Source organism: Thiomicrorhabdus xiamenensis (assembly GCF_013282625.1).
Taxonomy (GTDB): domain Bacteria; phylum Pseudomonadota; class Gammaproteobacteria; order Thiomicrospirales; family Thiomicrospiraceae; genus Thiomicrorhabdus; species Thiomicrorhabdus xiamenensis.
Window position 1 is genome coordinate 2,278,186 of the sequence record NZ_CP054020.1, and the last position, 24,696, is coordinate 2,302,881.

The following is a 24,696-nucleotide window of genomic DNA, read 5'->3' on the forward strand; positions in this document are numbered from 1 at the left end:
CTTACCTAATGAACTTTTGTACCTTTAAAGCTATTTTAAAAAGGTCAAAAGCACAGTAAAGGAAGTTGTATGTTATTTATCACCAACCGATTCCCTAAAGGCTCGATCCGCAGCCGAAAAAACCGTCCTTTCAAATTCGACCTGAACAATAACGCGCCAAGCAACTCCGTCTTTTACTGCCAGCGACACCCCGATGGCAGCATGAATGAAATCATGGGCGAAAACCTGATGAGCGAGCTGAAAAAATCCGATTACCGACAAGTCCTGCTATATATTCACGGCTACTCGAATCTTCCGGATGACGTCTTCGAAGCCGCTCAAGAATTTCAGCAACTCTGCGATCGCGAAAAACCGAAAGAAGTTCTGGTGGTGCCCGTGATCTGGCCTTGCGACAACGATCTGGGCATTATCAACGACTACTGGGACGATCAGAAATCCGCCGACAGCAGTGCCAGTTCTTTCTCGCGGGCGCTTAACCACTTTATGCAGTGGCGTGATCAAGAAGCCCATAAACCCGATTACGCCCCCTGTCTGAAAAGAATCAACGTACTCGCTCATTCCATGGGCAACCGGGTATTGCGCGAAACCCTGCAAGCTTGGAACAAATACGATCTTGGCGCCGGGGTTCCGATGCTCTTTCGCAATACGTTTCTGGTTGCCGCAGATATCGAAAACGAGTCGGTTCACCGTGACGAGCGTGGCCGCCTTATCAGTGACGCTTCGCGCAATGTCGTAGTCTATTTCGCCGGTGACGACCTGGCCCTCAGAGCCAGTAAAGTGGCGAATGTCAGAAATAAAGTCGCCTCGCGCCGTCTTGGTCATTCCGGCCCTGAAAACATGAACAAGACGCCGCAGAATGTCTACAAGGTGGACTGCGATGACGTCAACAGCCGTTACGACCTTAAAGGGCACAGCTACTTCAGAAGCGACGGTGACGGCAACCCCGGGCTGGTGTTCAAACATATCTTCCAGTGCATTCACAGCGGACGTGTTTTTCCAGAAGATCCGGATCAGCGCTCAACCGTTATTCGTTACGAAGATTAGTCCTATGCCAGGCGATCAACTGAGATTAGGAAAGGAGCGAAGATGACTCATCCAACGCTACAAAGACATACGATCAGCGATGCGGTCAAACCCTTGCAATCGCTGCTTAACCGTGTCGGAGCCATGCTTTCCGTCGATGGGGATTTCGGCCCGGGAACCGAACGCGGCGTGCGTTTTGCGCAAGAAGCCGCCAATCAAACGGTCACTGGGATTGCCGGCAGCGAATTATGGCAGTGGCTGGAAGCCCAACCTGAACCCTTTGAGCGTCTGAATACGGACGGTATCGCCTTTATCGCCCGGGAAGAGACTGGCGGTTTAGCTTTTTACGAACGCTTTACCAAATGGCCGCACTATCCGGGACATGCCAGTGGCATCACGATCGGTGTCGGCTATGATCTGCGTTTTCATTCACTCGACGCCTTTGAAAATGACTGGGGAGAACTTCTATCGCAGGAGGTTGTTAACGAACTGAGCAAAGATATCGGGCACAAAGGCAACAGACAGAGAAGCGACGAACTCAAGGAACTGGATATCAACATCCCTTTTACGGCCGCCTGGCAGGTCTTTTCCCGTTATACCATTCCCAATTTTTTTACACAGACCGAATCAATCTACCCTTCCATCAGCACATTGCCTAAACCGCTTCGCTCCGTTCTGGTAAGCCTGGTTTACAATCGCGGTACCTCGCTGAACGGCTCTCGACGTCGCGAAATGCGCAATATTCAGCAAATCCTGCAAGAAGCAGAAAATTCAGGACTTTCAGAAACCGAGCGTAAAACGATTCTTAATCGTGTCGAAGATGAAATTCTCTCGATGCAACGTCTATGGTCAACAAGTTCCGGATTGAATAAACGCCGTCAGGCAGAAGCGAATATGTGGCGTCAGGCGCTGCATCAATGGCAGGATGTTTGAGTCCGGGAACAGGACTCTTTGAAATGCGTAGGTTTCATCAATTATGTAACGCTTTACGCTCTGCGGATAACATCTCCTGTTCGTGCCGCGCTTTGGACTCCAGCGGTACACCAAGCAAGAGATTTTTCAGGGTCCTTTTGATCTGATCGCGCATCATCTGATCGATTGCAGGATCGTAATCAACCTCGATCCCCTGAGGTTTTTCAAAACGCTCGTCAGGCGGATTTTCCTGACGGACTTCAACCGCTTCCTCTACCGAAGTGACGCCCATAATCTGACTGATAGTTTTGAGCGGAAAACCGGTTCCGGAGATGGTAAAAACCTTAACCCCGGTCGCGCTGGTCATATCGCAGCGGTAGCCATGCAGAGTGAGAATATCCTTCTGAACCTTCCCTTGCATGCCTTTTAGCAGGTAAACCCCATTTTTACCGGCATTTTCGGCGATTTTAGCCTGTTCTTCCGCCGTGTATTTATCCAGCTCCTGTTTGAAAATCTTGGTGGGATTGCTGGTTTTGACCGCAGAATGATTCACCATATCGAAAGTATAAATCCATTCCGGTTCGGTAATGACAATCTCTTTCTGCTGCTGCTTCATACCGAATACGCTCATCGAAAGATCGCTGTACTCCGCGCTTTTTCGGCCATATTCGCGAACGAAAACGGTCTTGGTTCCACTCATGGTTCCCTGAACCTGATAAGTCACCACGGCTTCTTTAAAAGGCAACTTCGGATCGTACCAGGTACCGGAGAAAGCAAGATGGGAAAATACAAGCAGCCCAACGGCAACCATTGATCGAAAAAACATTACGTCATTACCTTGCAGAAAGCGATGCTGACAGCATACCTCTAAAAAACAGGGAAATGTATAGCGAAGACCGGTGTCGCTCTGCTTTGTGTACGCTAAATTGACAGTCATCAACTCGCGCTCTATACAGAGAATTTCATAAAAAAATCAAGGTGATAGAAAAAACCACTCTATAGCATAAACGCGCCCCTGATCCAGCACACATTCAAGCTAAAACCATTTTCGCCATTTGAAAATAACCAGCTGGATGGCAATCAAAACAACCACAAGCCAGATGAAATAACGGAATGCCTGCGGATTATCCGCTCCGGGGATACCACCGACATTGATTCCCAGAAGCCCGGTTAAAAATCCCAGCGGCAGAAAAACCGCCGTAATAATCGACAGCAGATACATCCGGTTATTGAGTTGTTCACTGAGCCGGTTCTGCAGCTCTTCCTGACCGACGACGGCTCTTTCCCGTAGAGCTTCGAGGTCTTCCAGGGTTAAGGTGATACGATCAACTACTTCGCGTAACTCCACACGTTCCGAAGCCGTCATCCACGGCAGTTTTTCCAGAGAGAAGCGCAGTAATGCCTCTTTCTGCGGTGCCAGATAACGGCGCATCGCAATCACCTGGCGGCGCAAGCTGCTGAGCTCCGAACGCAGGCGCGCACTACTGTGTTCGATAACCTGATCTTCGAGGTTTGCCATATGTTCTTCGAACTCATCGACCACTTCACCGATTTTCCAGACCATGCGGCCGGCAAGATCCACCATCAGTTCCGCCAGAGTCGTCGGCCCTTTATTCTTCATCAACGCCTGAGAAACCTCTTCCACGGAAGCCAGATCACGACGTAAGGTGGTGATTAAGCGCCCTTCCTCATACCATAGACGCAGAGCGATCATATCTTCCGGATCGGCGTTGGGGTTCATATTTACGCCTCGCCATGCCATCAGGGTACCGTTATCGAATTGACTGAAACGCGGTCTGGATTCGCTGCTCAACAGAGTTTCGGCAACTGAAATATCCAGATTCGATCCGTGAAACAACCACTCTTTAACAGAGAACACACTGTAATCCAGGTGAATCCATAATTCGCCATCTCCCGGTTTCCAGCTCTGTAACTGCTGCCATTCCAGTTTTTTGGCACCACCTTGCCCATCCAGCAATAAAGCGTGAATTAAACCGTCCTGCATGTACACCCCCTGGTAAATATGCATAAAAAAACCCCGGCAATGCCTCTATTCTGCATGACCGGGGTTTATTTGAAAACGCTTTTTAACGGCGAGAATCAGACTTCGATAATTTCGAAGTCGTGCGACATTTCCACCGTTGCTTCCAGCATTTTGGAAACCGAGCAGTATTTTTCCGCCGAAAGATCGACAGCTCGTTTAACTTTTTTATCGTTCAATTCGCTACCGTAAACTTTAAAGTGCACATGAATTTTAGTGAACACTTTAGGAATTTCCGAGGAGCGTTCCGACTCGATTTCGATCTGTACGTCCTTGATATCCTGACTCATCTTCTGCAGCATCATCACCACATCAATGCCAGTGCAGCCGCCAAGCCCCATCAGAACCATCTCCATCGGGCGCGGGCCGGTGTTTTCACCACCGACTTCCGGCGCCGCATCCATACGTACCGTGTGCCCGGTACTGGCCGTTGCATCAAATGCCATACCAGAACCTTGCCATTTTACAATCGTCGTCATTGTCGCTCCTCGTTATTCTTATCGCGCTTAGAGTGCTTCGCTTTCCGGGTCGAAAATATCTTCGACCACGACCACTTTCGGCTTAGGATAGTAGTTGAACTCGGTAGCCGATGCAATAGTGTAGGCCCCCATCTGCTTACCGATCAGAATATCGCCAACCTCCAGCTCAGGCAGCTCGATATCTTCGGCAACCACATCGATCGAGTCGCAGGTCGGGCCCGCCAGTACGCTCGGGAAGAACTCACCGGTCGGGTCAAACGGCTTTAACGGAGCGATCGGATAAGCGGCATGGTCAAACATCTGACCACTGAAACCACCGTAAACTCCGTCATCCAGGTAATACCACATACGCGCGCCGCGTTTTGCTTTACCGACCACAGAGACCACTTCGATCATTGCCGGGCCGGAGATAAAACGTCCCGGTTCGGCAAACACGTCAACGCCTTGTGGGAGTTCAGCCAATGCTTCGTTAATCGGCACACAGAAATCTGCAATCGGAGACACCGACTCCTGATAGACAATCGGAAAGCCGCCGCCGATATCCAGGAATTTCCAGTCCACATGACTCATCACTTTCATCGCTGCGACACTGGAACGAACCGCATTGACATGTGTCATCGGCGACATCGACTGCGAACCGACGTGGAAAGACAGACCAACGACACTGATACCGTGAGCCGCCGCATCATCCACCAGACGAGGCAGTTCTTCCAGCGTACAGCCGAATTTACGCGACAGATCAACCACCGCCTGCGGACTGCGGAAACTGACACGAATAATCAGTTCGACTTGTCCGGCATATGGATAGAACTTCTGCATCTCGGCGAAGTTATCGACCACAAAACGGGTACAGCCGAACTCCAAAGCGCGTTTGATCTCTTTGTCTTTTTTAATCGGGTGGGTATGAATACACTGATCGCCGGTAATCCCCAGGGATTCGACCAGCTCCACTTCACCAATGGTCGCCAGATCAAAATAAGAACCCAGTTTCTTCAGACGCTTGATCAGCTCCGGATGCGAAAGCGACTTTAGAGCGTAAAACAGCTTGGTGTTCGGCAGAGCCGCTTGCAGTGATTTGAACTGATAATCGACTTCCTCCAAGTCCAGCACCATAAACGGTGTTTCATGCTTGGCGACCAACTCTTGCAGGCTGGCGCGGTCAAACTGTTCCAGTTCATCAGGGTGGGTTTGTTCAGCAAAGTGCTGAATAATATCTTGAGTGTCCATTCGACTCTATTTAAACCTCAAAAACGAGAGAACCCATTGGCTCAAAACCGCCGATTGAAAGGCGGTTTAGTGTTACTGTGGCTCAAAATTAACTGCAATCTCTGTATAAATTAGCAGCTTAAGCAATGGCATCCAGCACATATTGAGGCAGTGCGAATGCGCCCTTATGCACTTCAGGAGTATAGAAGCGCGTTTTGATTCCGGACTGCTTAAAACGCTGCTGCAGAGTTTCCAGAGAAACCTCTTTGAGCGCTAAGTTATCGGTTGCCCACGCAAAGGTCATAATACCTCCGACATAGGTCGGTACAGCACCGGAATAAAAACTCGCTTGCGCAAACAATGGAGACAGACGTTTATGTGTGGTTGACACTTCGTCAGTCTGCATAAAACTTACGCCGTTCTGGGCGACAAAGACACCGCCGTCGTTCAGACAGTTTTTGATCCCCTGATAGAAACGCGAAGTGAACAGAACTTCGCCCGGCCCCATAGGATCGGTCGAATCGGAAATAATCACATCGAATTTTTCCGTACACTCGTTGACGAAATCGACGCCGTCGGCAATAACAATATTGGCTTTCGGGTTATCGTAAGCGCCCGCCGAGTGGTTCGGCAGATATTTCACGCACATATCGATAACCTGCTGATCGATTTCCACCTGAGTAACCGAATCCACATTTTCGTGTTTAAGCACTTCACGCAGAATTCCGCCGTCGCCGCCACCGATAATCAGTACCTTCTTGGCATTGCCGTGCGCCATCATCGGCACATGCACCATCATCTCATGGTAAACAAACTCGTCTTTTTCGGTTGTCTGGATCACGCCATCCAACGCCATCACCGTGCCCCACTGCTCATTTTTGAAAATAATCAGGTGTTGGTGACCGGTATTAACTTCAAACAGAACTTCATTCATCACAAAGCTCTGTCCCCAGGTCGGATAAAGTGTTTCCAGATAAGTTTGCTGACTCATTAGACTGTCCTTTTGCTTGCCTTACTGTTTCGCGTTCTCGACTTCGCCGCGCAGAATGGTATCGACTTTAACGTCGCTCGGCGTAAATGCCGCCTGCAACACTTCAATCGCTTTTTCCGGCTCAGAATCGCCGCACATGAAGACGTCGAAAGCCGCATAGTTGCGCTCCGGCCATGAGTGAACCGAAATGTGCGATTCAGCAAGCACCGCGACACCGGAAATTCCGCCGTTCGGCGTAAAGTGGTGCAGGTGAATATGCAACAGAGTCGCTTTGGCTTTTTCCACCGCTTCACGCAGTGCACTTTCCATCACTTCAAGATTATCCAGGTTGCTTGCGCCCCAAAGGTCGATAATCAGATGCGTTCCGGCAAAGACTTTACCGTCACGGCAGATGAAGTGATCCAATGTCTGATCTTCAACCGCTTGATCGTGGGTTGGCCAGGTATCGTCGATAATCGTAGTTTTTTCAACGACTTCAAAATGGTCATTACTGGTGACCAGAATATTTTCTGAATGCGGCATTCTAGGAGTACCTTTATAAAAACACCCGTTAGAAAAGGAAAGTAACGGATGAATGATTAATTATTAGTCCGACAAACAAAGGCTAGTTTGCCAAACCCCAGCCACGCCGCTTCGCGTATTTATATTGCAAAAGCATTACGTGAGGTGTTAACCATTTTTCTTTCTGTTGCCTTCAACTCGGAGGGAGTCACACGAAGGTTTCTGTGTGAAAAAGGAAGTGGGTATTATTCTTCTTTTTGGAAAATATGCAAGCAGATTTTTTCTTTTTCTGAGGGGAAATAAAAAGCGTCGAAAAAACGCATCAACCGGTTGATTTAACTTAGAAATTCCATTATTGGAAAAATCCGTCAAAAGAGACGGTTTTCAATGGCTTGCGGTCACAAAGGTGGCCGAATTACCCCATTTTTTCAAGGCGGCGCAGGCCGAGGCAATTGCCGTATCAGGAAGTTTCAGATACTGCTTGCCCACATAGCCGTAATCCTTAAGCTCCTGGGTAATGTATTGCGCATTATCGCTACCGCTGACCAGATAACTTGATACCACGCCCAAAGCAGCCAGATCGCAAACTTCTTTGCTGGCTGACAGCTTGCGCTCAAAGTCCTGATCATGATGAAACAGCACCGACTTGACGACCTTATTCGGCAGATTCCATTTACTGCCCAGAAGACTGCTGAAAACCGCATGATTCGTGTGATATCGCTTATCTTCCTTGAGAAACTGGGAAATGGGATTGATACGGAGGCGGTTAATCATTCCATCATAACCGTCAGGATCGTGACGGCGCATGAAAATGTATCCGGTATTCTGCAACAAACCGAGCATATAGGCCTCCGAACGGGATACGCCGTACACCCAGTAAGATAGCTCGGCGGCAACGATACCGATCTTCATACACTCATTAAGAATCTTCTCTTCTTCCGCTGACGAACTCAACAAGCGGGCAAAAAGCGTGGAGACAAACAGGTTAAAAACATCGTCCAGACCGATCAGATTCACCGCCGCCTTGGCATCCTGAATTACGCCCTTTTCTTCGGCAACGCAGGCATTGGCAATTTGCAGAAAGCTGGAGAGGTATTCGGGATTTCGGCTGATCAGATTGGCGATCGTAACACTGTTGGGATACGGTTTATCGAATTCTTCTTTGAGAAGCAACACCTTCTGAGGAACCGACGGCAGCGATTGCTGCGCCAGAATCGCTTTGGCAACCTGAATTTTGTCCTGCAGAGATGGGTTCAATACACTTTGCTCCTCGATAAAAAGCCCATTCATTATAAGGAATTATTTACAGTCACTCATTAAATGTAATTATTAGTAAACAATATCTTTTTATCCAAAACAAACGAAATCAACTAGATTTTTGGCTTTTCCCATTCCTTTTATGGCATGAAATCCATCTCAACCGACACACGAAACTACTTCGGCAAAGCGTTTAACCTCTCCCTAGAAGCCCCCTTAATACTTTCGTTACCATTAGGATTATCATAGGATTTTTGATACCAGTATCGTGCTTTTGTAATATCCTGCTGTACCCCGCATTGTCCGTATTCATAGCAGAGACCTAAATCATGCTGTGCTGACGCAATTCCCTGATTGGCGGCCTTTTCCGTCCAGTAACCATATTTCTTATCACTCGACTCAACACCCCAGCCATAATAGTAGTACTGAGCCAGTGCGCTCTGCGCTTCTGCATGCCCTTTTTCTGCCGCTTTCTGCAACCAAACTGCAGATTGCGCAGAGTCTTTAGCAATACCTTCTCCATTTTTATACAGCATGCCTAAACGATATTGCGCTTTTACATGACCTAACTCTGCCGCCTTCTGATACCAGTATGCAGACTCTTGTAAATCCTGTGGGATCCCTTCGGCGTTACGGTACATCACTCCTAGGTTGTAGGAAGATGAAGCATCCCCTTGCTCGGCTGATTTTTTGAACAGACGCACCGCTTCCGAATAATCTTTTCGTTCATAGGCTTCAACCCCTTTGTCGAAATCACTTTTACCCTGCATGGGTGCAGCAGACTGTGTGGAAGTTTGAGATGAAGAGCTTTTTGGCGTAGGGGAAACTTTTTTTGCTTTTGAAGATTCTTCTTCCGGGCACTCTTTACGAACACAAACCATAACATCATCATATTCTGAGTGGCACATATTTCCTTCGGAATTACATACCCATCTTATCTGTTGTTTATAATCCCACTCCACGCATTTACAGTCCAACGCAGAACAACCGCTTAAAGTCCCTAAAATCAGTCCAGCAAAAACAACCCCAGTCACCTTTTTATACATCACCATTACCTCTACTTATTGCATCATTTACACTGTGTAATGTCATTATAATGAGTCATTTATGGCTGTAATATCTTGACAGACTGATTGGCGTATAAAGTTACTGTCTGAATTGATTCAAGTCAGTTTAACGGCAAAATACAGGAGATAAAAAAAGCGATTTAAGTACGACAGGGCATTTCGTTACAGGGAAATACTGAAAAATCTTGCGCAGATGCACCGCCAAAGAGAGAGCGGCGCACACAGGAAAGGGAACTTATTTGAAAAGTTCGGCCAGCTTCTCGCCCGGATTTTCGGCGCGCATAAAAGCTTCTCCGACCAGGAAAGTATTGACATGATGCTCGCGCATTAAAGCGACATCTTCCGGAGAATGAATACCGGACTCGGTGACCACAATACGGTCATCCGGAATTTTATCGAGCATATTCAAAGTCGTTTGCAGACTGACATCAAAGGAATGCAGATCCCGATTATTAATGCCGATCATCGGCAAAGGCAGACGCAAAGCGCGATCCAGCTCTTCTTCGTTATGCACTTCGATCAAAACATCAAGCCCCAGCTGCAACGCCGTCTCGGTCAGCTCATACATCTGCGCATCGCCGATCGCCGCTGCAATCAACAGAATACAATCGGCTCCGATTACACGTGCTTCATACACCTGATAATCATCGATAATGAAATCTTTGCGGATAATTGGCAGATCGACCGCAGCACGAACCTGCTGCAAATACTCGTTGGAGCCCTGAAAGAAATCGCGGTCGGTCAGTACCGACAGACAGGCCGCGCCGTTTGCTGCATAGCTTTTGGCAATTTCGACCGGATCAAACGGGTCGCGCAATACGCCTTTGGATGGCGACGCTTTTTTGATTTCCGCGATCACCGCCGACTTCCCTTCATCCAGTTTGGCCTGCAAAGCATCGGCAAAACCTTTGGTCGGGCTCGTAGTCATCATCAGCGCTTTTTGCTTCATCTCGCGCAACGGAATCTTATCGCAGCCTTCCTGGATCTCTTCCATCTTACGGAAAATAATTTTTTTCAAAATCGTTGGCGTACTCATCTTTCAACCCTATTTCTCTATTTGCGCGCTAGTTTATCAGATTTGCCCACTTGAGACACCGAGGTGCACTGTTTTTAAACCGTGAATTCATGCACTTGAAGAAGTGGCCGAACGCCTTGTTTATGAAATTGATTGGCACAAAAAAACCGCATCCTGGCAAACGCGGCTTAGGTTGAAAACCTCTAGTGATAAAATCGACTCAATCCGGCCAGACGCGACTCGAAGGCATCGGCTGAATGTGCTCTTCCTGAGGTGCCGAAGATTCTACAGGGGTTTCTTGCGGCACTTTATCCTCTAGCGTTTTCGCAGCTTGGGTGGTTTTAGCCCGCCGGACACTGCTGGCCAATTTGGAAGCGCTTGTCTTTGCCTGTGCCTGATTCTTCGCCGGCGCTGTCTTCGCTGAACGTGTGCTTGTACTTTTTTCTGTGGTCATAATACCTCCTGAATAATTCCTTCAATCTCTTCAACCGCCGTCTGGCCGCGTTTTCCGATGCAATAGACGCTTAAGCCTTCCATTGCGGAATTTCGATAAACGGCGCGGCGGCGAAGACCGTTCTCTAAAGCCGGAATGTCGAACTCCTCCAACGCCTGTTGCATCGCTTTCGATAAGGCACTGCGGGGTTCCAATTGGTTCACAACAATATAGGGTTTGAGTGCACGATTACGAATTCGTGCCTGCTCGAGCACCTCGACAATGCGGAGGCTGGCCCATAAATCCACTGGAGAAGGTAGAACCGGAATCAGTGCCGCTTCGGAAATATCCATAGCCGCCTGCATCACCCCGGTCTCCAGCGTCGGAGGGCAGTCGATCACAATGAAATCGTAATCCTTGGCAAAACGTTCGACTTCACGCTTTAAATGTCCGCCCACCGAAATCACCGAAACCGGAAACGGCTTGCTGTCCGAGGAAAGGCCGCTCCACAGAGAAGCAGACCCCTGAGGATCGGCATCAATCAACAGAGCCCGTCCCTGCTGGGCCAAACCCGCTGCCAGATTCATACTCAGGGTGGTTTTACCTGTACCGCCTTTTTGATTCGCAATCGAAAAAATACGTGCCGCCATAGTCCTTCCAGATAATTTATTTTCAGAGCACGCTGTAGCGGGAGCTCCGAAGGATTTGACTTAAACCAAGTGCTCGTTGATCAAGGTATCCACAAAATTCTCATCAAAATTCGAACTCAGAATATCGTCGATCCATACCGGTTGAGGCTGATAACCTTCAAACATGGCAAAGCCCACTTTGTACTCGTCGCCGAACTTCGCCAGCATAAACTTGAACTTAATCCCGTTGCTTTTGTTACTGACCGTGCAGGAACCGTTTTCTTCGCTTTCAAAGGAAAACGTCGCCGAAGTATCTTCTTGCGCCATGTAATTTTGCAGTTGTGTCGCAATTAACTGATGCAGTTGCTCGTAAGTTTGAATCACAATTCCTTCCAGTAATGTGTTCTCACATTGGTTATCGAAAATAACGGAAAATGCAAATACGCGAAATCGGCTTCACCCTTCCCAACGATGTTGCCTTATTTGCACACTTCTTTCAGCAGATTCTAGCAACGCTATAGATTGAAACTATCGATAATACAAATCACTACCAAAGACCCCAATCTATGCATTTAGCTCCCAAACCCCTCAAAAGGGCGCTAAATCGCGGAAAAACCGCGGCAACAGAAACCTATTGATAATGTCTATAGGTTGCAGTGGGATCATCAATTATTAATCTCAGCGCCCTCTCTCTAAGATAACTTCGCTGAACAACCTCTACATTTGAACGAACAAAACCGCAGCGGGCCTCGCCGAAAATTTGAAATTTACAACGGCTCCGGCAAATCGAATATAGAACCGTTGTCCTTCCTGGCGGCGACTTTTCCGTAAAGTCATTACCGATGGCTGAATAAACGACTAAGGCACACAAGTAATCATGGCAAACGAAACGATAAAAACTTCGGTATCTGATTCCGGCTCCGCGGCTTTTAGAAAAGAGTATGCATTAAGAGATATTCAGGCAGGCGTCATTACCGCCACTATGGCGATTCCGCTGTCGATAGGGATCGCATTGATGTCCGACTACCCGATCCAGGTCGGTCTGGCGACTGTCGCTTTCGCTTCGTTTATCGGCTTCCTGTTCGCCTGGTTCCGTCCGGGCAACTTCATCGGCGCCCCTGGTATCGCCGCAGGTCTGGCGCCAATCCTCGCGATGGGGGTCGCCACTTTCGGCATAGAGAACATGGCTTTCATTGTTTTCCTGACCGCCGCCTTTCAGGCCATCATCTGGAAATTCAACTGGCAGCGCTATCTGCTGATGGCCGTTCCGGGCTATCTGGTGGAAGGTTTACTGGCGGGAATCGGTTTAAAGATCGCTTTGAAATTCCTGCCGTTCCTGTGGATGCTGCCGGTTGCAGCATCGGCAGACGTTTTCTGGACCGAAGAACGGATTAACGTCGTTGCGCTGTCCGTGATAGGCGCGATAATTTTCTTCGGACTGTTTCAGCACTTTAAGGACTCCAAACCGGCGCTGCCGTATTTCTCACTGATTCTTTTCGGCATTGTTTCCGCGCTTTTCATTGAAGTGAAGATGCTGCACATCGAAGATATCGACTTCAATATCGGCTTCCCTGTGCCGTCATTTGACAGCGCATGGATGTGGCTGTATGCCATTTTCTTTGCGCTGATGCTGGCCGTAGTCGATGTCATCGAACAGGTTATGAGCAATGCGGCGATTGAAAAAATCGATCCGCTGAAGCGACCATGTAACTCGAACAACTCTTTGCTCTCTATCTGGGTGGCCAATATGGGCTCCTCCTTCTTTGGCGGCATGACCAATCTAGACGGCCTGGCAAAATCGTCCACTAACCGGCTGGCCGGAGCCTATACCAAACTGTCGGTTCTGGTCATCGGTGTGCTGATCAGCTTTCTACTTTTTAATCAGGAGTATCTGCATAACCTGCCATATTTCGCGCTCGCCATCATCATGTCGTTTGTCGGCATCAAAATGGCGCTGGGCATTCTGCATATCGCCCACCACGGCCCTTATGCAATGCTGCTCGCCACTCTGTGCGCTATTTTGGTCTTCAAAGTCGGTATCTTTGAAGGGTTGATTATTACCCTCGCGGTGCACGCAATTATCTATTACGTGATCTTTAAAAGAGTCAACTGCGAGCCGAATGGACGCATTATCCGTCGCTACTTCAAGAAATTTAAAAAAGACGAGCAAGAACTTAACTGAATGAATAACCGCCTGGATCAGGCGATTGAATAATGAACAAGGAACTATCTGTATGAGCAATCGTTACCCAATCAGCGGAACCGTCGGCATCGAATGGGATACTGGCCGAAATGTCAGCGTCAGCGGCTTTCAACGCACCCATTCGCAAAAGGATCGCCGCGTGACCCAGAGAGATCTGCGCGCCCCGATCGACACCCCAATCGCCAATGAGTCTTGCTCTTGCGCACCCTCTTCGGAAAAACTGGCGCAGGAACTGTTTGATAACTGGAATAACGCCCTGCAAAGCGGCAACCCGCAAACCGTGGCGCAGCTCTATTGGGAAGACGCCATTCTTCTGCCGACCGTCTCGAATGTGCCGCGAGTCAATCACGCCGAAATCGCAGATTACTTCCAGCACTTTCTGCAATCGAAACCGTTCGGCACGATTGTTTCACGGAATCTGAAACAGGGCTGCAACAAGCTGACCGATGCCGGTGTCTACGAATTCAAAGTGACTAAGAACGGCGAGCAGAGTACAGTTCCGGCGCGCTACACCTTTGTGTATGAATTCCGCGACGGCCTCTGGAAAATCAGCCATCATCACTCATCCATGATGCCGGAGAAATAATCTCCGCAAAACGAATCGCGTCAGAGGCCTTCCAACTTCCTACCCTCGGGCATCTGACGCCCTTTTAACCCTCTATCTTTACACCCCCAACTCATTTTCACTCTCACCTCAAACAGTGAAATAGTGTCTCTGTAGCCGTGTTTGTTCCTGTAATTTCTGCGGACAAAAAAAGACCTCCAAAAGGAGGTCAATTCTCGGCTTACGGATCAAAAGCGGATTGAATCGCTTTTAATGGTTTTTTAGTTATGCCAGCTCTGATTGAGATAACGTTCGATAGTGCCGTCTCGATCCCAGCGGAAGCAGTATAGCCATTCGTTATCAATCAACTGACGCACCACTTCGTGTTCGCCGACGACTTGTGCGATAAAATCGCGCGGCGCGTCGATATAGACGCTCAGACGCAGAGGTTCGTGCATCCAGTTATTACCGTTGTGCAGCGACTGCAGCGGCAAACCGATGCGCAGATCCCCCCCATTACCTTCAAAGACGCCGATCGAACCGTCAACGACATTGTGCAACACCTTGTTACCGCTGCCGTACACATAGTTATCGCACACGGAGGCATAATACTGCAGGTTGATCCAGTTGGTCACGACCATCGGCGCGGTCATGATCTGGGTCAGCAAGGAGACATCCGCATCCTTCTGCCAGTCATAATCGTGCAGGAATGCCCGCCCCTGGAAGTTTTGCCCGCGGCTGCGCTTACGCGGCGCAACGATAAAGGAAGCGTTGCCGGACAGACCCCATTCCGGGCGCACCTGCGACCAGTCTTTAGCTCGGCGGCGAATCGATTCATACACCGCTTCCCCTTGCAGATGGTCTAACCCCAGATTCATAGCACGTTCTTGCATCGACAGTTCCGAAGCACGGGCAAACCAGCCTTTCATTTCCTCGTCCAGTTCATCAGGGCCGTAGAAGGTAAAGGCATCGGTGGTGGTGTTATGCATGGCCGCCACAAAACGCGTATTCTCGGGGATCGCTATGCCTTTTGCTTTGAGTCCGGCACGCAACTCCGGATCATTCAACAGGAAGCTCAAAACCCGTACATTGATTTCACCGGTCTGTCCACCGCAGGCACCACAGTCATAACTGGCCGCATGCGGATTATTACAGCTGCTACTGCCGTGCCCGACCAGCATAACGGTTTCCGCCAGATTCTGATCCAGCCCCAGACCATGCAAAATACCGGCTGCCAGACTGATCTTATCATCCAGACTCAAAGGCGAGTTGTCGGATGACAATTCATAAGCATCCGCCGTCGGTAGATGGTTAATCGGGTGTTCATGCTCATGCGGAAAAAAGCTGTTACGCAGCATCTTAAAGGCATACAGCAGTCCGGTCGCTTCAACCATACTGAAAGTTGCCGGTGGCGCATTCCCCCACTCAATCCAGCGCGCTTTTTTATTAAGCGATTTTTTAGTGCCTTGGTCGGTCTCTTGCGACAAGATCGCCTTAACCTGCAATTGCGGCTTCAACAATGCTGGTAGCTGCGAACGCAGCGCTTCGGTTCCCACCGGCTGATAAGCGATCGGCAGACCGAAGAAACCGGCGAAACCGATCGTTTCGATGCGAGGATCCTGCGCTTCCAGAGCACGACGAATCACCTCGGAACGCACATCGATACAGAAAGCCGCCTGTAGTTTCGGCTGGGTTTGCTGTTTTTGAGCGTTCTGCTGATCCGCCTGCTCCAACTGTTGACGTAATGCCGACTGATACGCGATTTCCGCCGCTCTCTGCCAGATCCAGCCTTTTGCCTGCGCCGCTTTATGTGTCTCAATCAATTCCGGGAGAATATTCATCTGATGACGCCACATCACTTTCAGTTCATTAAATACGGAACGATCGTGAAATTTCTGGTGACGCCAAAGTACGCGTTCCCAAGCGATACGGATCGCCAACAGATCGAGCATCAGATTGTTTTCCACTCCGTCGAGACGATCCTGCCAACGCAGATAGGCAACCCAGGATGCCCAACCGTTAATATCCAGCAGCAAAGCGTGCGCGTAATCCTCCAGACTTTCGTCGGTCACACGCAACACCGTCAGCGCTTCGGCAAGAAGCTCTTCGGCCGTGTCCGGCAGACTCATAAACTGCTCGGTCAGACCGTCTTCGGCCATCAGAATCTCAATCCCTTTATCCTGACGGGTCGTCGCCAGCCATTCGCTGTACAGCCCCTGATAAGTTTCGGCATAGGACGCCGTGTGCTCGCGATAACGGAAAAAGTCGGCGCAGAACTGGCTGATCTGATGGGTAATCTCGTCACGCCACGCCATCTTGTATTTACGATCACGACCACTATCAACAAAGTCACTGATATTGTGCCAATGCGTATGCTCGTCGTCCTCAATCAGAAAGCGTTCGAGGTTTTCAATCGTATAGTCTGCACCGGACTCTTCTATCGCCTGCTTTAGATGCTGCGGAGAAACCATCTCCATCCAAACTTCCTGGAAGTAGGATTTCGGCATTAAGCACTGCGCCTGACTCAAGGCCGTCAATTTAGCGGAAACCTCAGTAAAGTGCTGCTCTCGCATCTCCCACCAAGGATTAACCGCAACCAACTCGTCCAGCGGCCAAGTCGGTGCAACTTTGCTACACGCAGATTTAAGCTTTTCCCTCTGTCCTGCTGATAAATCCGGAATCAGCGGGCGGGCTTGCGCCTCCCCATAAGAGGTCGGCGATTTATTCATCGCTGTCATTAGTGATATAACTCCTCTTTAGGAACCTGTAACTTTTTGGGCTTAAAACGCACCGGTAAACGAGTCGGGTAAATACGCAAATTCAAACGCGTCACCAACTCATCAAGATAAAAACCGGCGTAAAATGCGCGGCGAACTTTCGCCATCCACGGCAAATGCTGGTAGTAGCGCAACAGAATGTACCCCGCCATAAACAGCATCAACAGGAAAGCGATCCATAGATCCCCGGCCCAGCCGACACTGGTCGGCAGATTTTCGACAAAGAAACTCAAGCTCGATTTCTGAATGCTATAAACAATCAACAGGAATGCCGCCAAACCGATAATTTCCGGCAAACCGGCCGTCCAGCTGCGACCGCGACGCTCAGCGACCAGCAGCGTCAGAGCAATGGCAAACAGTAACCACGGGCTATAAGGCTCCGGAACCTGCATCGCGACAGCCAAACCAGCAACCAAGCCGATTGAAATCAGTCCGGCGATCGTCCAGTCTTTTGCCTTTGGTGTTTCCGACTGCGCCAAACGACGTTTCATGCTCGCTTCCACCTCGGAACCGGAGTTCAGGAAGGCATAGGCCTTGTAGCAAGAGTGCGCAATCAAGTGCAGCAACGCCAATTCAAATAAGCCCAGAGCACACTCAACCATCATCAAACCCATCTGCGACATGGTTGACCAGGCCAGACGCACCTTGACCGACGCGCGCGTCATCATGACCAATGCAGCCAGTACCGTAGTGATGCCACCGACAATCAACAGCATCCACTGGGCAACATCGGACATAACAATCAGCGGCGCAAAGACAATCAGCAGGTAACCGCCAAGGTTAATAATCCCGGCATGTAACAGTGCGGAAACCGGGGTCGGCGCTTCGACGACCTGAATCAACCAGCCGTGCAAAGGCAATTGCGCACATTTAATCAAAGCGGCTAAAGCCAACAGGAGCGCAGCAAATTTATCCCAGTTACTCAAAACATCCGCAGCCTGTACATTGCTGTAAATCTCGCTGATAAACCAGGTATCGTGCTCGTAGTACAAAATCAATACCGCGCCGAGCAAACACGCCTCGGCAATGCGCGCGAAGATATACTTCTTATAAGCGGCCAGCACCGCTCTCTGACGGTTCGGATAAAAGATCAGCAGTCGATGCAGACTCAAGGTGATCGCCAGCCAGCCGAACGCCAGAACCAGCATATGGTTGGTGGTAATAACGATCGCCACACTGCCCAAGGTCACCAGAAGCCAGCGCAGATAGCGCTTCTCGTCTTCGGAATTCCCGGACATGTAGCTGCGCGAATAACCGATATTGATGAAACCGATAAACGTCACCAGACCGAGCACAATCAGACTTGCATCGGACGCTACGGTCCAGCGGCGATCGTCGCTCAGCGAGACCCAGTCAAACGAGATGGCGATTCCCAGAAACACCGCCAGCATAAAACCGACAAGGGTAACCCCTCTGGCCAGACCCCAGCTAGCTCTTCGCTCATTGGTGATCGCCGCCACAAATAAACTTAACGGGATAAACCATGGCATTAAGGTGCCAATCCACTGCATGCTCATAGCGAACTCCTTTCAGTTGAAATTGGTTATATGACACAAATGTCATTTGAATTTCCGAACCGCAAATCGGCCGGACATAAGTTTGATTTCAATATTAAAAGAAGTCGTTATTGATGAAAAATTGGGAAATCGAATGCAACCCATAGACTCTATCAAATGATTGGCTGGCGCGGGTTTGAGCACCTAAAAGAGGCAGACAGGAGGTGTTCTCCGAGCAGAGCGGTACCTTTTACAGGAATGCTCCTTCGCCGTCGGATAATTTAAAAAAAGGTACGCGATCCGCCGTCTGGACCGGTACCCAAAAGGATGGATTTTGACCGTTTGTACGCAGCGCCGGATTACAAAACCCGACTCATGGCTTCCTGCTCGAGTTGAATATAGTTACGGCCCTCTTCTTGAAGAAATTCGAGGAATTCCGATGCCAGCAGCGAAAGCTCCTTTCCGGACGGATAAACGATATTCCACTGCTTCTGAATCGGAAAGCCTTCAACGTCCAGTTCGACAACCGGACCTTCACGATCCTCGAGATAAAGTGCATGTCGCGAAACGCAGGCAACGCCCAACTCGCCGACTACGCAATGTTTGATCGCCTCATTGGTATTCAGCGTCAGTCGTTCATTCACTGCCAGCTCTTTTTCCGCGAACACTTTCTCAATCGCCCGACGAATCCCGGAGCCCTCTTCACGCATAATGAACGGCTCCTTCGCCAGACGTTTCAGGCTGACCCTCTTACCGACCAGCGGGTTATTGCGGTTCGCAATAATGACCAATGGATTCGGCGCAAACGGCAAAACTTCCAGATCCTGACTGTTATTTGGAATCTGCCCGAGAATATACAGATCATCCATATTGTGATCGATACGCTTATGCAGGGTTTCACGATTACAGATCGTCAGATCAAGATCGATATCGGGATATTTCTTACAGAATTTGCCCAGCGCGATCGGAATAAAGTACTTCGCCGTCGAGATAACCGCGACGCGCAGCTGCCCTCGCTTCATACCGCGAAAATCGTCCAGCATGATCTCCAGGTTGGAGAAATGGTTTATGACCTCGCGACAACTGCAGGCAACCTGTTCGCCGACCTCGGTCAGATAGATATTTCGCCCGATCAGTTCGTATAAAGGCATATCGATGGCTTCGGCCAGACTTTTTACCTGTGCCGAAACCGTCGGTTGAGTCAGATGCAGCTCTTCGGCTGCACGGGTAAAGCTCAAATTACGTGCAACCGATTCAAACACCTGAATCTGGCGTAGAGTCGCATGCCTGATTAAAAAGTTTTTCTGTACAGGAAGGTGATCATTCATAGTAAAAACCCTTTATTTCGCATGCCCACGGCACGTTAATTTAGACAAAGCATCATTCGCCGCTCTTGCCGCTTCATTAATATCTTCTTCCTTACCGCACATCAGCAGTCGACCGTAAGCGCCGACCGCGCGTGCTTCAACCAGCGTCACATTCGCCGCCTTTTCCGCCTCATTCGCCGCATAAATAATATAGCCGGCCGGTTCAGTCTCCATAATGAACATACTTTGCCCAGGCAGAATCATCGAGCCCTTGCGGTTGTCGCGGTTGATCAGGGTCGCATGGTCTGCAGTGACCCCTCTGATCACTTCGCTCCACATGACGACACACTGCTGACGGTCATACTCATGGGTATTAAGATGCTTCAGCATGTGCTTTCCGCTCTCGAGAACGTCGCTCTGATCACGGTGGTGAATTACCGTCGATCCGTAGGCCCTTTCAACAATCTGCTGGGCCAGACGTACGTTCGACGCCTTAAGTGCTATGTCCGACAGACGGTGCACCGCCATACCGGGAGCGACCTCAACCCACAGACAGGAGTCGCCCGGAATCGGCAGGAATCCCATTGACGCCGTCGCCATATAAGAGGCGAGCTGCGGCTGCAGAGAATCCAAAAACACATAGGTTCTCAATTCAATCATTGCTCAGTCCTCTTTCCCAACTGCTCCATTACGGAGAGTACGGCTTGTGCACGGTGGCTTATCTTGTTTTTCACGTCAAACGGAATCTCGGAGACCGTTTTTACTAATTTGGGGATCCACATAATATCGTCGTAACCGATCCCTTGACCGGTTCTTCTTTCCATTAAAATTTCGCCATGCCACTGTCCGATACCGATAACCGGCATCGGATCTTCGGCATGTTCAACATATACCGCCACACAGCAATAGCGTGCCTGGCGCTGTGAATAAGGGCGTTGACCCAAATCCACCAATACTTTTTGTAAATTCTCTTCGTCGCTGCTTTTACCGCTCGCGTCGTTGGCACCGGCCGCATAGCGTGCCGAATAAATCCCCGGCTTTCCGCCCAGTGCGTCAACCTCGAGTCCGGAATCATCCGCCAGAGCAGGGAGACCGGTCATACGGCTGGCGAAACGCGCTTTCTTAAGCGCGTTTTCGACAAAACTCAAACCGTCTTCTTCAACTTCATCCTTGAAAAAGTCGGTTTGAAGTTTGACTCTGAAACCGGCCTGTTTTAATAACGGCTCAATTTCAGCGACCTTGTATGGATTGCCGGTTGCTAAAACAATCATTCTCCTACCCGCGTCCGTTCGGTACCACCAACTGCTCTTTGGCTGAAAACATCATCACCGGAAAATCGTCATCGGAAATCTGTTTCATCTTCTGTTTCAGCGTCAGTTGTTCGTTCTGATTCACCTTGAGCATAAACATAATGCTTCTGCCCGAGCCTTGCTTTTTGATCGCTTCGAACTCCGGGCCCGGATCACCGTGCACGTCGCAAACGGTAAAGGAACCCAACCCGAGTTTTTTCAAAGCTACCGAGATCTTGCCCTCCATCAGACGGTTGGCAAGAATCTGAATCATATCTCCGGGTCTGGAAGGCTGCAGATTATCCGCCTGAGTCATTGACGAAGCTGTCGCTCGATCAACACTCGAATTAAAACTCCACATTTCCCCATCGTAATTATCTTCTATCCACTTCATACCAAATCCTACTTTCGCTAATACCGTCTATAAACAGTTGTCTATGTTTAACCAAGGTAGCGACTCTTCAGTTCGCGAAATCTATCCTATTGAATTATCTACAATTATAAAAATTGAAGATTCCTCTCCAGTGCATAGACCCGAGTCAATGAATACAAATTCAGGAATAAACGGATGCCTCTTCAATCAAGAAGCGTGCGCGCTGTTTGAGGTAGGAAAAAGGGGTAGAACCGGCACTACCCCAAGCGGAATCGTCAAATCAGTTAGAGGTAAGCTTTTGGAGGTTGCCTGCAATGCAGACCTTGGATCAGTCAACCAAAAACCCGTTAAAGAGGTCAAAACCTATTTGACGTTCCCAGACAAAGACCATCCGGTTAATCCGCCCGCAAAACGGGCGGGGGTATATCGCTTAATCAGGCCAAACTCTGTTTCGGGGCATCATTTTGATCTGATCAGCAATATGCTGTGATGCCGTTTCAGATTTGCTGCTTGCAGCTGAAACGGCGCCAGAAGTCGACTTGCTCGCTGGCTTGCGAGCCGTTGACTTACGACTTGCGGTTGTCGTCTTACTCGCGGTCGCCTTGGTCGCAGTGCTTTGCGTCGCAGGCGTTTTTGAATTCTGTTCAGTGCTCATGCCTGTGCTCCTTCGATAAGACTACCGGTGACACGATGGAAACCGTCATCAATCCCTTTTGCCAGGGCAAAATCCACATCGTCAAGCTCATTGGCCTGTGAGTAGATAATCACCGAGACATGCTCTCTCCCGAAACTGATATTCGGGTGATGTTCGAGTTGATCCGCCTGTTCTGCAAGTTCATCCAAAAAACTGCGCAGTTTTTCAAAGTTGTCAAATTCAAAACGTGCTTCCATGCTCGCGGGTTTCTGTTTCAGTTTCCATCGTTCATTCATACAAAGCTCCTAGTTGGCTGATAAGCCTGTGTCATATTGTGGAAGTACTCTTCCAACCAAGACTGTACTCTCATCAACTGTGTATGCTCTTCTTCCAGTAATCGGCTAAAAAGTGCATGATCTTCATGAGCGCCAAAATTGGCGCAATACTGCGAAGCTTCAGAGTAAAGCTGAATCAGAGCAACTTCGCGCTCCTCACAACTTCTTAAAGCTTCAGCGATATTGGTCGCTGGACCGGCAGGACGTAAAACACTTCCTGCCGGTAAAGCTCCCTGCGCAACCATTCGATCAGTGATCAGATTGGCGTGCTGGAACTCTTCATTTGCCAAGGTGACAAAACCTTCCGCAAAAGCGATTTCTTGACGGAATTTTGCCAACGAAGCCTGTGCGAGATAGTGCTGACCGGCGGAGAATTCAAGACTTAAAGCGCGTCCCAGATACCCTAGAATCTGACTGTTGGCAGAAACCGTCTGAGCCTGTGGTACTTGAGGATGAGCGCCTAGTCCCGGCATCACACTGCCCGGCATTCTAGAAGAATAATGCATCTTTCCCTCCTAACTTCTTAAATGAGGGCTAACTTTGTAAGGTTAGCCCGGTGAGTCCGTTCAGCTCAGCGAATTAGCTGCGGTCAGCGCCTGAGTTACCGATCGTCAGAACCGGTTCAACTTCTTTGTGCGGACGTGCAATGATGTGCGCTGCTACCAGACCGTCACCAACGCGCTCACAAGCATCTGCACCGGCACGAACCGCTGCGTTGACCGCACCTGTTTCACCACGAACCATAACCGTAACGTAACCGCCACCAACGAATTCGCGAGATACCAGGCGTACTTCTGCTGCTTTAGTCATCGCATCGGCCGCTTCAATCGCTGGAACCAGACCGCGTGTTTCAATCATGCCTAGGGCAATACCGTATTCACTCATAATGTTTCTCCTTTAAGGAATCTTTAATACTTGAGTTAATCGCGCCAAAGCCCATTATTGAGCTTTGCGCGATTGAAAATTATTTGCTTTCTACTGTTAGAACCGGCTCAACTTCTTTGTGCGGGCGTGCAATGATGTGCGCCGCTACCAGACCGTCACCAACGCGCTCACAAGCATCTGCACCGGCACGAACCGCTGCGTTTACCGCACCTGTCTCACCGCGAACCATAACCGTAACGTAACCGCCACCGACGAACTCGCGAGATACCAGACGTACTTCTGCTGCTTTAGTCATCGCATCAGCCGCTTCAATCGCTGGAACCAAACCACGCGTTTCGATCATTCCTAGTGCAATACCGTAATCACTCATAACTTTTCTCCTTAAAGGGATGTTTAATAACTTATTAGATTGTTTGGGTTAATCACTTCGGAGAAACTCCGAAGCGACTCAAAAATTATTTGCTTTCTACTGTTAGAACCGGCTCAACTTCTTTGTGCGGGCGTGCAATGATGTGCGCTGCTACCAGCCCGTCACCAACACGTTCACAAGCATCTGCACCGGCACGTACTGCCGCGTTAACCGCACCAGTCTCACCGCGAACCATAACCGTAACGTAACCGCCACCGACGAACTCGCGAGATACCAGGCGTACTTCTGCTGCTTTAGTCATCGCATCAGCCGCTTCAATCGCTGGAACCAAACCACGCGTTTCGATCATACCTAGCGCAATACCGTAATCACTCATAACTAATCTCCTTTGAGTTGCTACTTTTTTAAAACTTACATTTGATCTGGTTGCCAGTCATCGATGATGCCCCCAACCGTTAAATCTGTTAAATATCGCTTATCGCCTGCCGCATCTCGTGCCGCAGAGTTGGCGATGGTAAAAACCCAGTCGCCGTTTTTCGTTCCGATCGGATCCATTGCCACAAAGACTTCACCCGATGCGGTGGTTAGAACTTTGATAGGCAGATGCCCCATATCGTCTAACCGGCTGGTTAAAACCAGCTGTTGCCTAACTTGTAGTATTTGCATCCTCAGGCCCTTCCCATTTGTCGATAATTCCAACGATGGTCAGGTCACTTGGATAACCTTTAACCCCGGTCGCATCACGCGCTGCCGAACTACCACAACAAAGAACCCAATCCCCCGGTTTGCACCCTACCGGGTCTACTGCAACCTGAGGTGTACCGCCATCCTTTTCGCGTACCACCAGAAGAGGCTTATGCTCCATCATGGCGATACGGTTAGTTGAAACGAGGGTCTTATCGACTTTATAAATTTTCACCATTTACCTC

The 24,696-nt window shown here is 49.4% G+C and carries 30 protein-coding genes; 5 read left to right on the forward strand and 25 right to left on the reverse strand.

Translation table 11 applies throughout. The annotated features are described in order from the left end of the window. Positions 1-69: 69 nt before the first annotated feature. Both HQN79_RS10540 and HQN79_RS10545 read left to right on the forward strand, forming a co-directional pair. Positions 70-1,044 carry an alpha/beta hydrolase gene (locus HQN79_RS10540; protein WP_173286311.1) on the forward strand — a complete coding sequence of 325 codons (975 nt, stop codon included), beginning with the start codon at positions 70-72 and terminating at the stop codon, positions 1,042-1,044. 42 nt (positions 1,045-1,086) lie between these two features. Further along, entirely contained in the window at positions 1,087-1,956 is an 870-nt protein-coding gene (locus HQN79_RS10545; RefSeq protein ID WP_173286313.1) for a peptidoglycan-binding protein, read from the forward strand. Between the two features lie 37 nt (positions 1,957-1,993). Here HQN79_RS10545 and HQN79_RS10550 read toward each other — a convergent pair whose 3' ends face one another. The 12 genes from HQN79_RS10550 to HQN79_RS10605 all read right to left on the reverse strand — a co-directional run bounded on the left by HQN79_RS10550 (position 1,994) and on the right by HQN79_RS10605 (position 11,938). Next, complete coding sequence (locus HQN79_RS10550) at positions 1,994-2,761, reverse strand: hypothetical protein (RefSeq protein WP_173286315.1); 768 nt, start codon at positions 2,759-2,761, stop codon at positions 1,994-1,996. Between the two features lie 210 nt (positions 2,762-2,971). After that, positions 2,972-3,964, reverse strand: a complete 993-nt coding sequence (locus HQN79_RS10555) for a zinc transporter ZntB (protein WP_238843366.1) — start codon at positions 3,962-3,964, stop codon at positions 2,972-2,974. 71 nt (positions 3,965-4,035) lie between these two features. Further along, on the reverse strand, positions 4,036-4,455 hold the full coding sequence (locus HQN79_RS10560) for an OsmC family protein (protein WP_173286317.1): 420 nt from the start codon (positions 4,453-4,455) through the stop codon (positions 4,036-4,038). 27 nt (positions 4,456-4,482) lie between these two features. Further along, positions 4,483-5,682, reverse strand: a complete 1,200-nt coding sequence (locus HQN79_RS10565) for a type III PLP-dependent enzyme (protein ID WP_173286319.1) — start codon at positions 5,680-5,682, stop codon at positions 4,483-4,485. A gap of 118 nt (positions 5,683-5,800) precedes the next feature. Continuing rightward, positions 5,801-6,652 carry a polyamine aminopropyltransferase gene (speE, locus tag HQN79_RS10570; RefSeq protein WP_173286322.1) on the reverse strand — a complete coding sequence of 284 codons (852 nt, stop codon included), beginning with the start codon at positions 6,650-6,652 and terminating at the stop codon, positions 5,801-5,803. A gap of 21 nt (positions 6,653-6,673) precedes the next feature. Then, positions 6,674-7,174, reverse strand: coding sequence for an adenosylmethionine decarboxylase (speD, locus tag HQN79_RS10575; RefSeq protein ID WP_173286324.1), 501 nt, complete (start codon positions 7,172-7,174; stop codon positions 6,674-6,676). 363 nt (positions 7,175-7,537) lie between these two features. After that, positions 7,538-8,410, reverse strand: coding sequence for an HDOD domain-containing protein (locus HQN79_RS10580; protein WP_173286327.1), 873 nt, complete (start codon positions 8,408-8,410; stop codon positions 7,538-7,540). Positions 8,411-8,586: 176 nt separating this feature from the next. Then, positions 8,587-9,462, reverse strand: a complete 876-nt coding sequence (locus tag HQN79_RS10585) for a tetratricopeptide repeat protein (protein ID WP_173286329.1) — start codon at positions 9,460-9,462, stop codon at positions 8,587-8,589. 250 nt (positions 9,463-9,712) lie between these two features. Beyond that, complete coding sequence (trpC, locus tag HQN79_RS10590; protein WP_173286331.1) at positions 9,713-10,513, reverse strand: indole-3-glycerol phosphate synthase TrpC; 801 nt, start codon at positions 10,511-10,513, stop codon at positions 9,713-9,715. A gap of 199 nt (positions 10,514-10,712) precedes the next feature. Then, complete coding sequence (locus HQN79_RS10595) at positions 10,713-10,946, reverse strand: hypothetical protein (RefSeq protein WP_173286333.1); 234 nt, start codon at positions 10,944-10,946, stop codon at positions 10,713-10,715. Continuing rightward, positions 10,943-11,575, reverse strand: coding sequence for a ParA family partition ATPase (parA, locus tag HQN79_RS10600; protein ID WP_173286335.1), 633 nt, complete (start codon positions 11,573-11,575; stop codon positions 10,943-10,945). Before parA ends, HQN79_RS10595 begins: the two co-directional genes overlap by 4 nt. 60 nt (positions 11,576-11,635) lie before the next feature. Continuing rightward, positions 11,636-11,938 carry a hypothetical protein gene (locus tag HQN79_RS10605; protein WP_173286337.1) on the reverse strand — a complete coding sequence of 101 codons (303 nt, stop codon included), beginning with the start codon at positions 11,936-11,938 and terminating at the stop codon, positions 11,636-11,638. A 493-nt stretch (positions 11,939-12,431) separates the two neighbouring features. On the opposite strand from HQN79_RS10605, the gene HQN79_RS10610 reads away from it, so the two are divergent. Together HQN79_RS10610 and HQN79_RS10615 are read left to right on the forward strand one after the other, a co-directional pair. Then, positions 12,432-13,736 carry a SulP family inorganic anion transporter gene (locus tag HQN79_RS10610; RefSeq protein WP_173286340.1) on the forward strand — a complete coding sequence of 435 codons (1,305 nt, stop codon included), beginning with the start codon at positions 12,432-12,434 and terminating at the stop codon, positions 13,734-13,736. A 52-nt stretch (positions 13,737-13,788) separates the two neighbouring features. After that, the gene (locus HQN79_RS10615; protein WP_173286342.1) at positions 13,789-14,343 is read left to right on the forward strand and encodes an SgcJ/EcaC family oxidoreductase; all 555 of its coding nucleotides are present in this window, start codon (positions 13,789-13,791) and stop codon (positions 14,341-14,343) included. Between the two features lie 239 nt (positions 14,344-14,582). On the opposite strand, the gene HQN79_RS10620 is transcribed toward HQN79_RS10615, so the two are convergent. From HQN79_RS10620 to HQN79_RS10645, 6 genes are all read right to left on the reverse strand, one after another. Next, positions 14,583-17,039 (reverse strand): YbcC family protein, encoded by a 2,457-nt coding sequence (locus HQN79_RS10620; protein WP_173286344.1) that lies wholly within the window; start codon positions 17,037-17,039, stop codon positions 14,583-14,585. Next, positions 17,039-18,595 (reverse strand): NADH-quinone oxidoreductase subunit L, encoded by a 1,557-nt coding sequence (locus HQN79_RS10625; protein WP_173286346.1) that lies wholly within the window; start codon positions 18,593-18,595, stop codon positions 17,039-17,041. Before HQN79_RS10625 ends, HQN79_RS10620 begins: the two co-directional genes overlap by 1 nt. A 338-nt stretch (positions 18,596-18,933) precedes the next feature. Next, the gene (locus tag HQN79_RS10630; RefSeq protein ID WP_173286348.1) at positions 18,934-19,902 is read right to left on the reverse strand and encodes a LysR family transcriptional regulator; all 969 of its coding nucleotides are present in this window, start codon (positions 19,900-19,902) and stop codon (positions 18,934-18,936) included. A gap of 12 nt (positions 19,903-19,914) precedes the next feature. After that, positions 19,915-20,541 carry a BMC domain-containing protein gene (locus HQN79_RS10635; RefSeq protein ID WP_173286350.1) on the reverse strand — a complete coding sequence of 209 codons (627 nt, stop codon included), beginning with the start codon at positions 20,539-20,541 and terminating at the stop codon, positions 19,915-19,917. Beyond that, positions 20,538-21,152: an RdgB/HAM1 family non-canonical purine NTP pyrophosphatase gene (gene rdgB, locus HQN79_RS10640; protein WP_173286352.1), complete on the reverse strand. Its 615-nt coding sequence runs from the start codon at positions 21,150-21,152 to the stop codon at positions 20,538-20,540. Before rdgB ends, HQN79_RS10635 begins: the two co-directional genes overlap by 4 nt. 4 nt (positions 21,153-21,156) lie before the next feature. Further along, entirely contained in the window at positions 21,157-21,564 is a 408-nt protein-coding gene (locus HQN79_RS10645; RefSeq protein ID WP_173286354.1) for a hypothetical protein, read from the reverse strand. Between the two features lie 43 nt (positions 21,565-21,607). Between HQN79_RS10645 and HQN79_RS10650 the strand changes: the two genes are divergently transcribed. Beyond that, positions 21,608-22,033 carry a hypothetical protein gene (locus HQN79_RS10650; RefSeq protein WP_173286356.1) on the forward strand — a complete coding sequence of 142 codons (426 nt, stop codon included), beginning with the start codon at positions 21,608-21,610 and terminating at the stop codon, positions 22,031-22,033. 161 nt (positions 22,034-22,194) lie between these two features. Here HQN79_RS10650 and HQN79_RS10655 read toward each other — a convergent pair whose 3' ends face one another. From HQN79_RS10655 to HQN79_RS10685, 7 genes are all read right to left on the reverse strand, one after another. Continuing rightward, positions 22,195-22,473, reverse strand: a complete 279-nt coding sequence (locus tag HQN79_RS10655; RefSeq protein ID WP_173286358.1) for a 4a-hydroxytetrahydrobiopterin dehydratase — start codon at positions 22,471-22,473, stop codon at positions 22,195-22,197. After that, positions 22,470-23,018, reverse strand: a complete 549-nt coding sequence (locus HQN79_RS10660) for a ferritin-like domain-containing protein (protein ID WP_173286360.1) — start codon at positions 23,016-23,018, stop codon at positions 22,470-22,472. Before HQN79_RS10660 ends, HQN79_RS10655 begins: the two co-directional genes overlap by 4 nt. A gap of 73 nt (positions 23,019-23,091) precedes the next feature. Beyond that, positions 23,092-23,400 carry an alpha-carboxysome major shell protein CsoS1 gene (locus HQN79_RS10665; RefSeq protein ID WP_275284715.1) on the reverse strand — a complete coding sequence of 103 codons (309 nt, stop codon included), beginning with the start codon at positions 23,398-23,400 and terminating at the stop codon, positions 23,092-23,094. Positions 23,401-23,476: 76 nt separating this feature from the next. Continuing rightward, positions 23,477-23,767, reverse strand: coding sequence for an alpha-carboxysome major shell protein CsoS1 (locus HQN79_RS10670; RefSeq protein ID WP_173286364.1), 291 nt, complete (start codon positions 23,765-23,767; stop codon positions 23,477-23,479). An 85-nt stretch (positions 23,768-23,852) separates the two neighbouring features. Continuing rightward, positions 23,853-24,143, reverse strand: a complete 291-nt coding sequence (locus HQN79_RS10675; RefSeq protein WP_173286364.1) for an alpha-carboxysome major shell protein CsoS1 — start codon at positions 24,141-24,143, stop codon at positions 23,853-23,855. 35 nt (positions 24,144-24,178) lie between these two features. After that, entirely contained in the window at positions 24,179-24,433 is a 255-nt protein-coding gene (locus HQN79_RS10680) for a carboxysome peptide B (RefSeq protein WP_173286366.1), read from the reverse strand. Further along, complete coding sequence (locus HQN79_RS10685) at positions 24,414-24,689, reverse strand: alpha-carboxysome shell vertex protein CsoS4 (RefSeq protein ID WP_243755236.1); 276 nt, start codon at positions 24,687-24,689, stop codon at positions 24,414-24,416. Before HQN79_RS10685 ends, HQN79_RS10680 begins: the two co-directional genes overlap by 20 nt. Between the last annotated feature and the right edge of the window lie 7 nt (positions 24,690-24,696).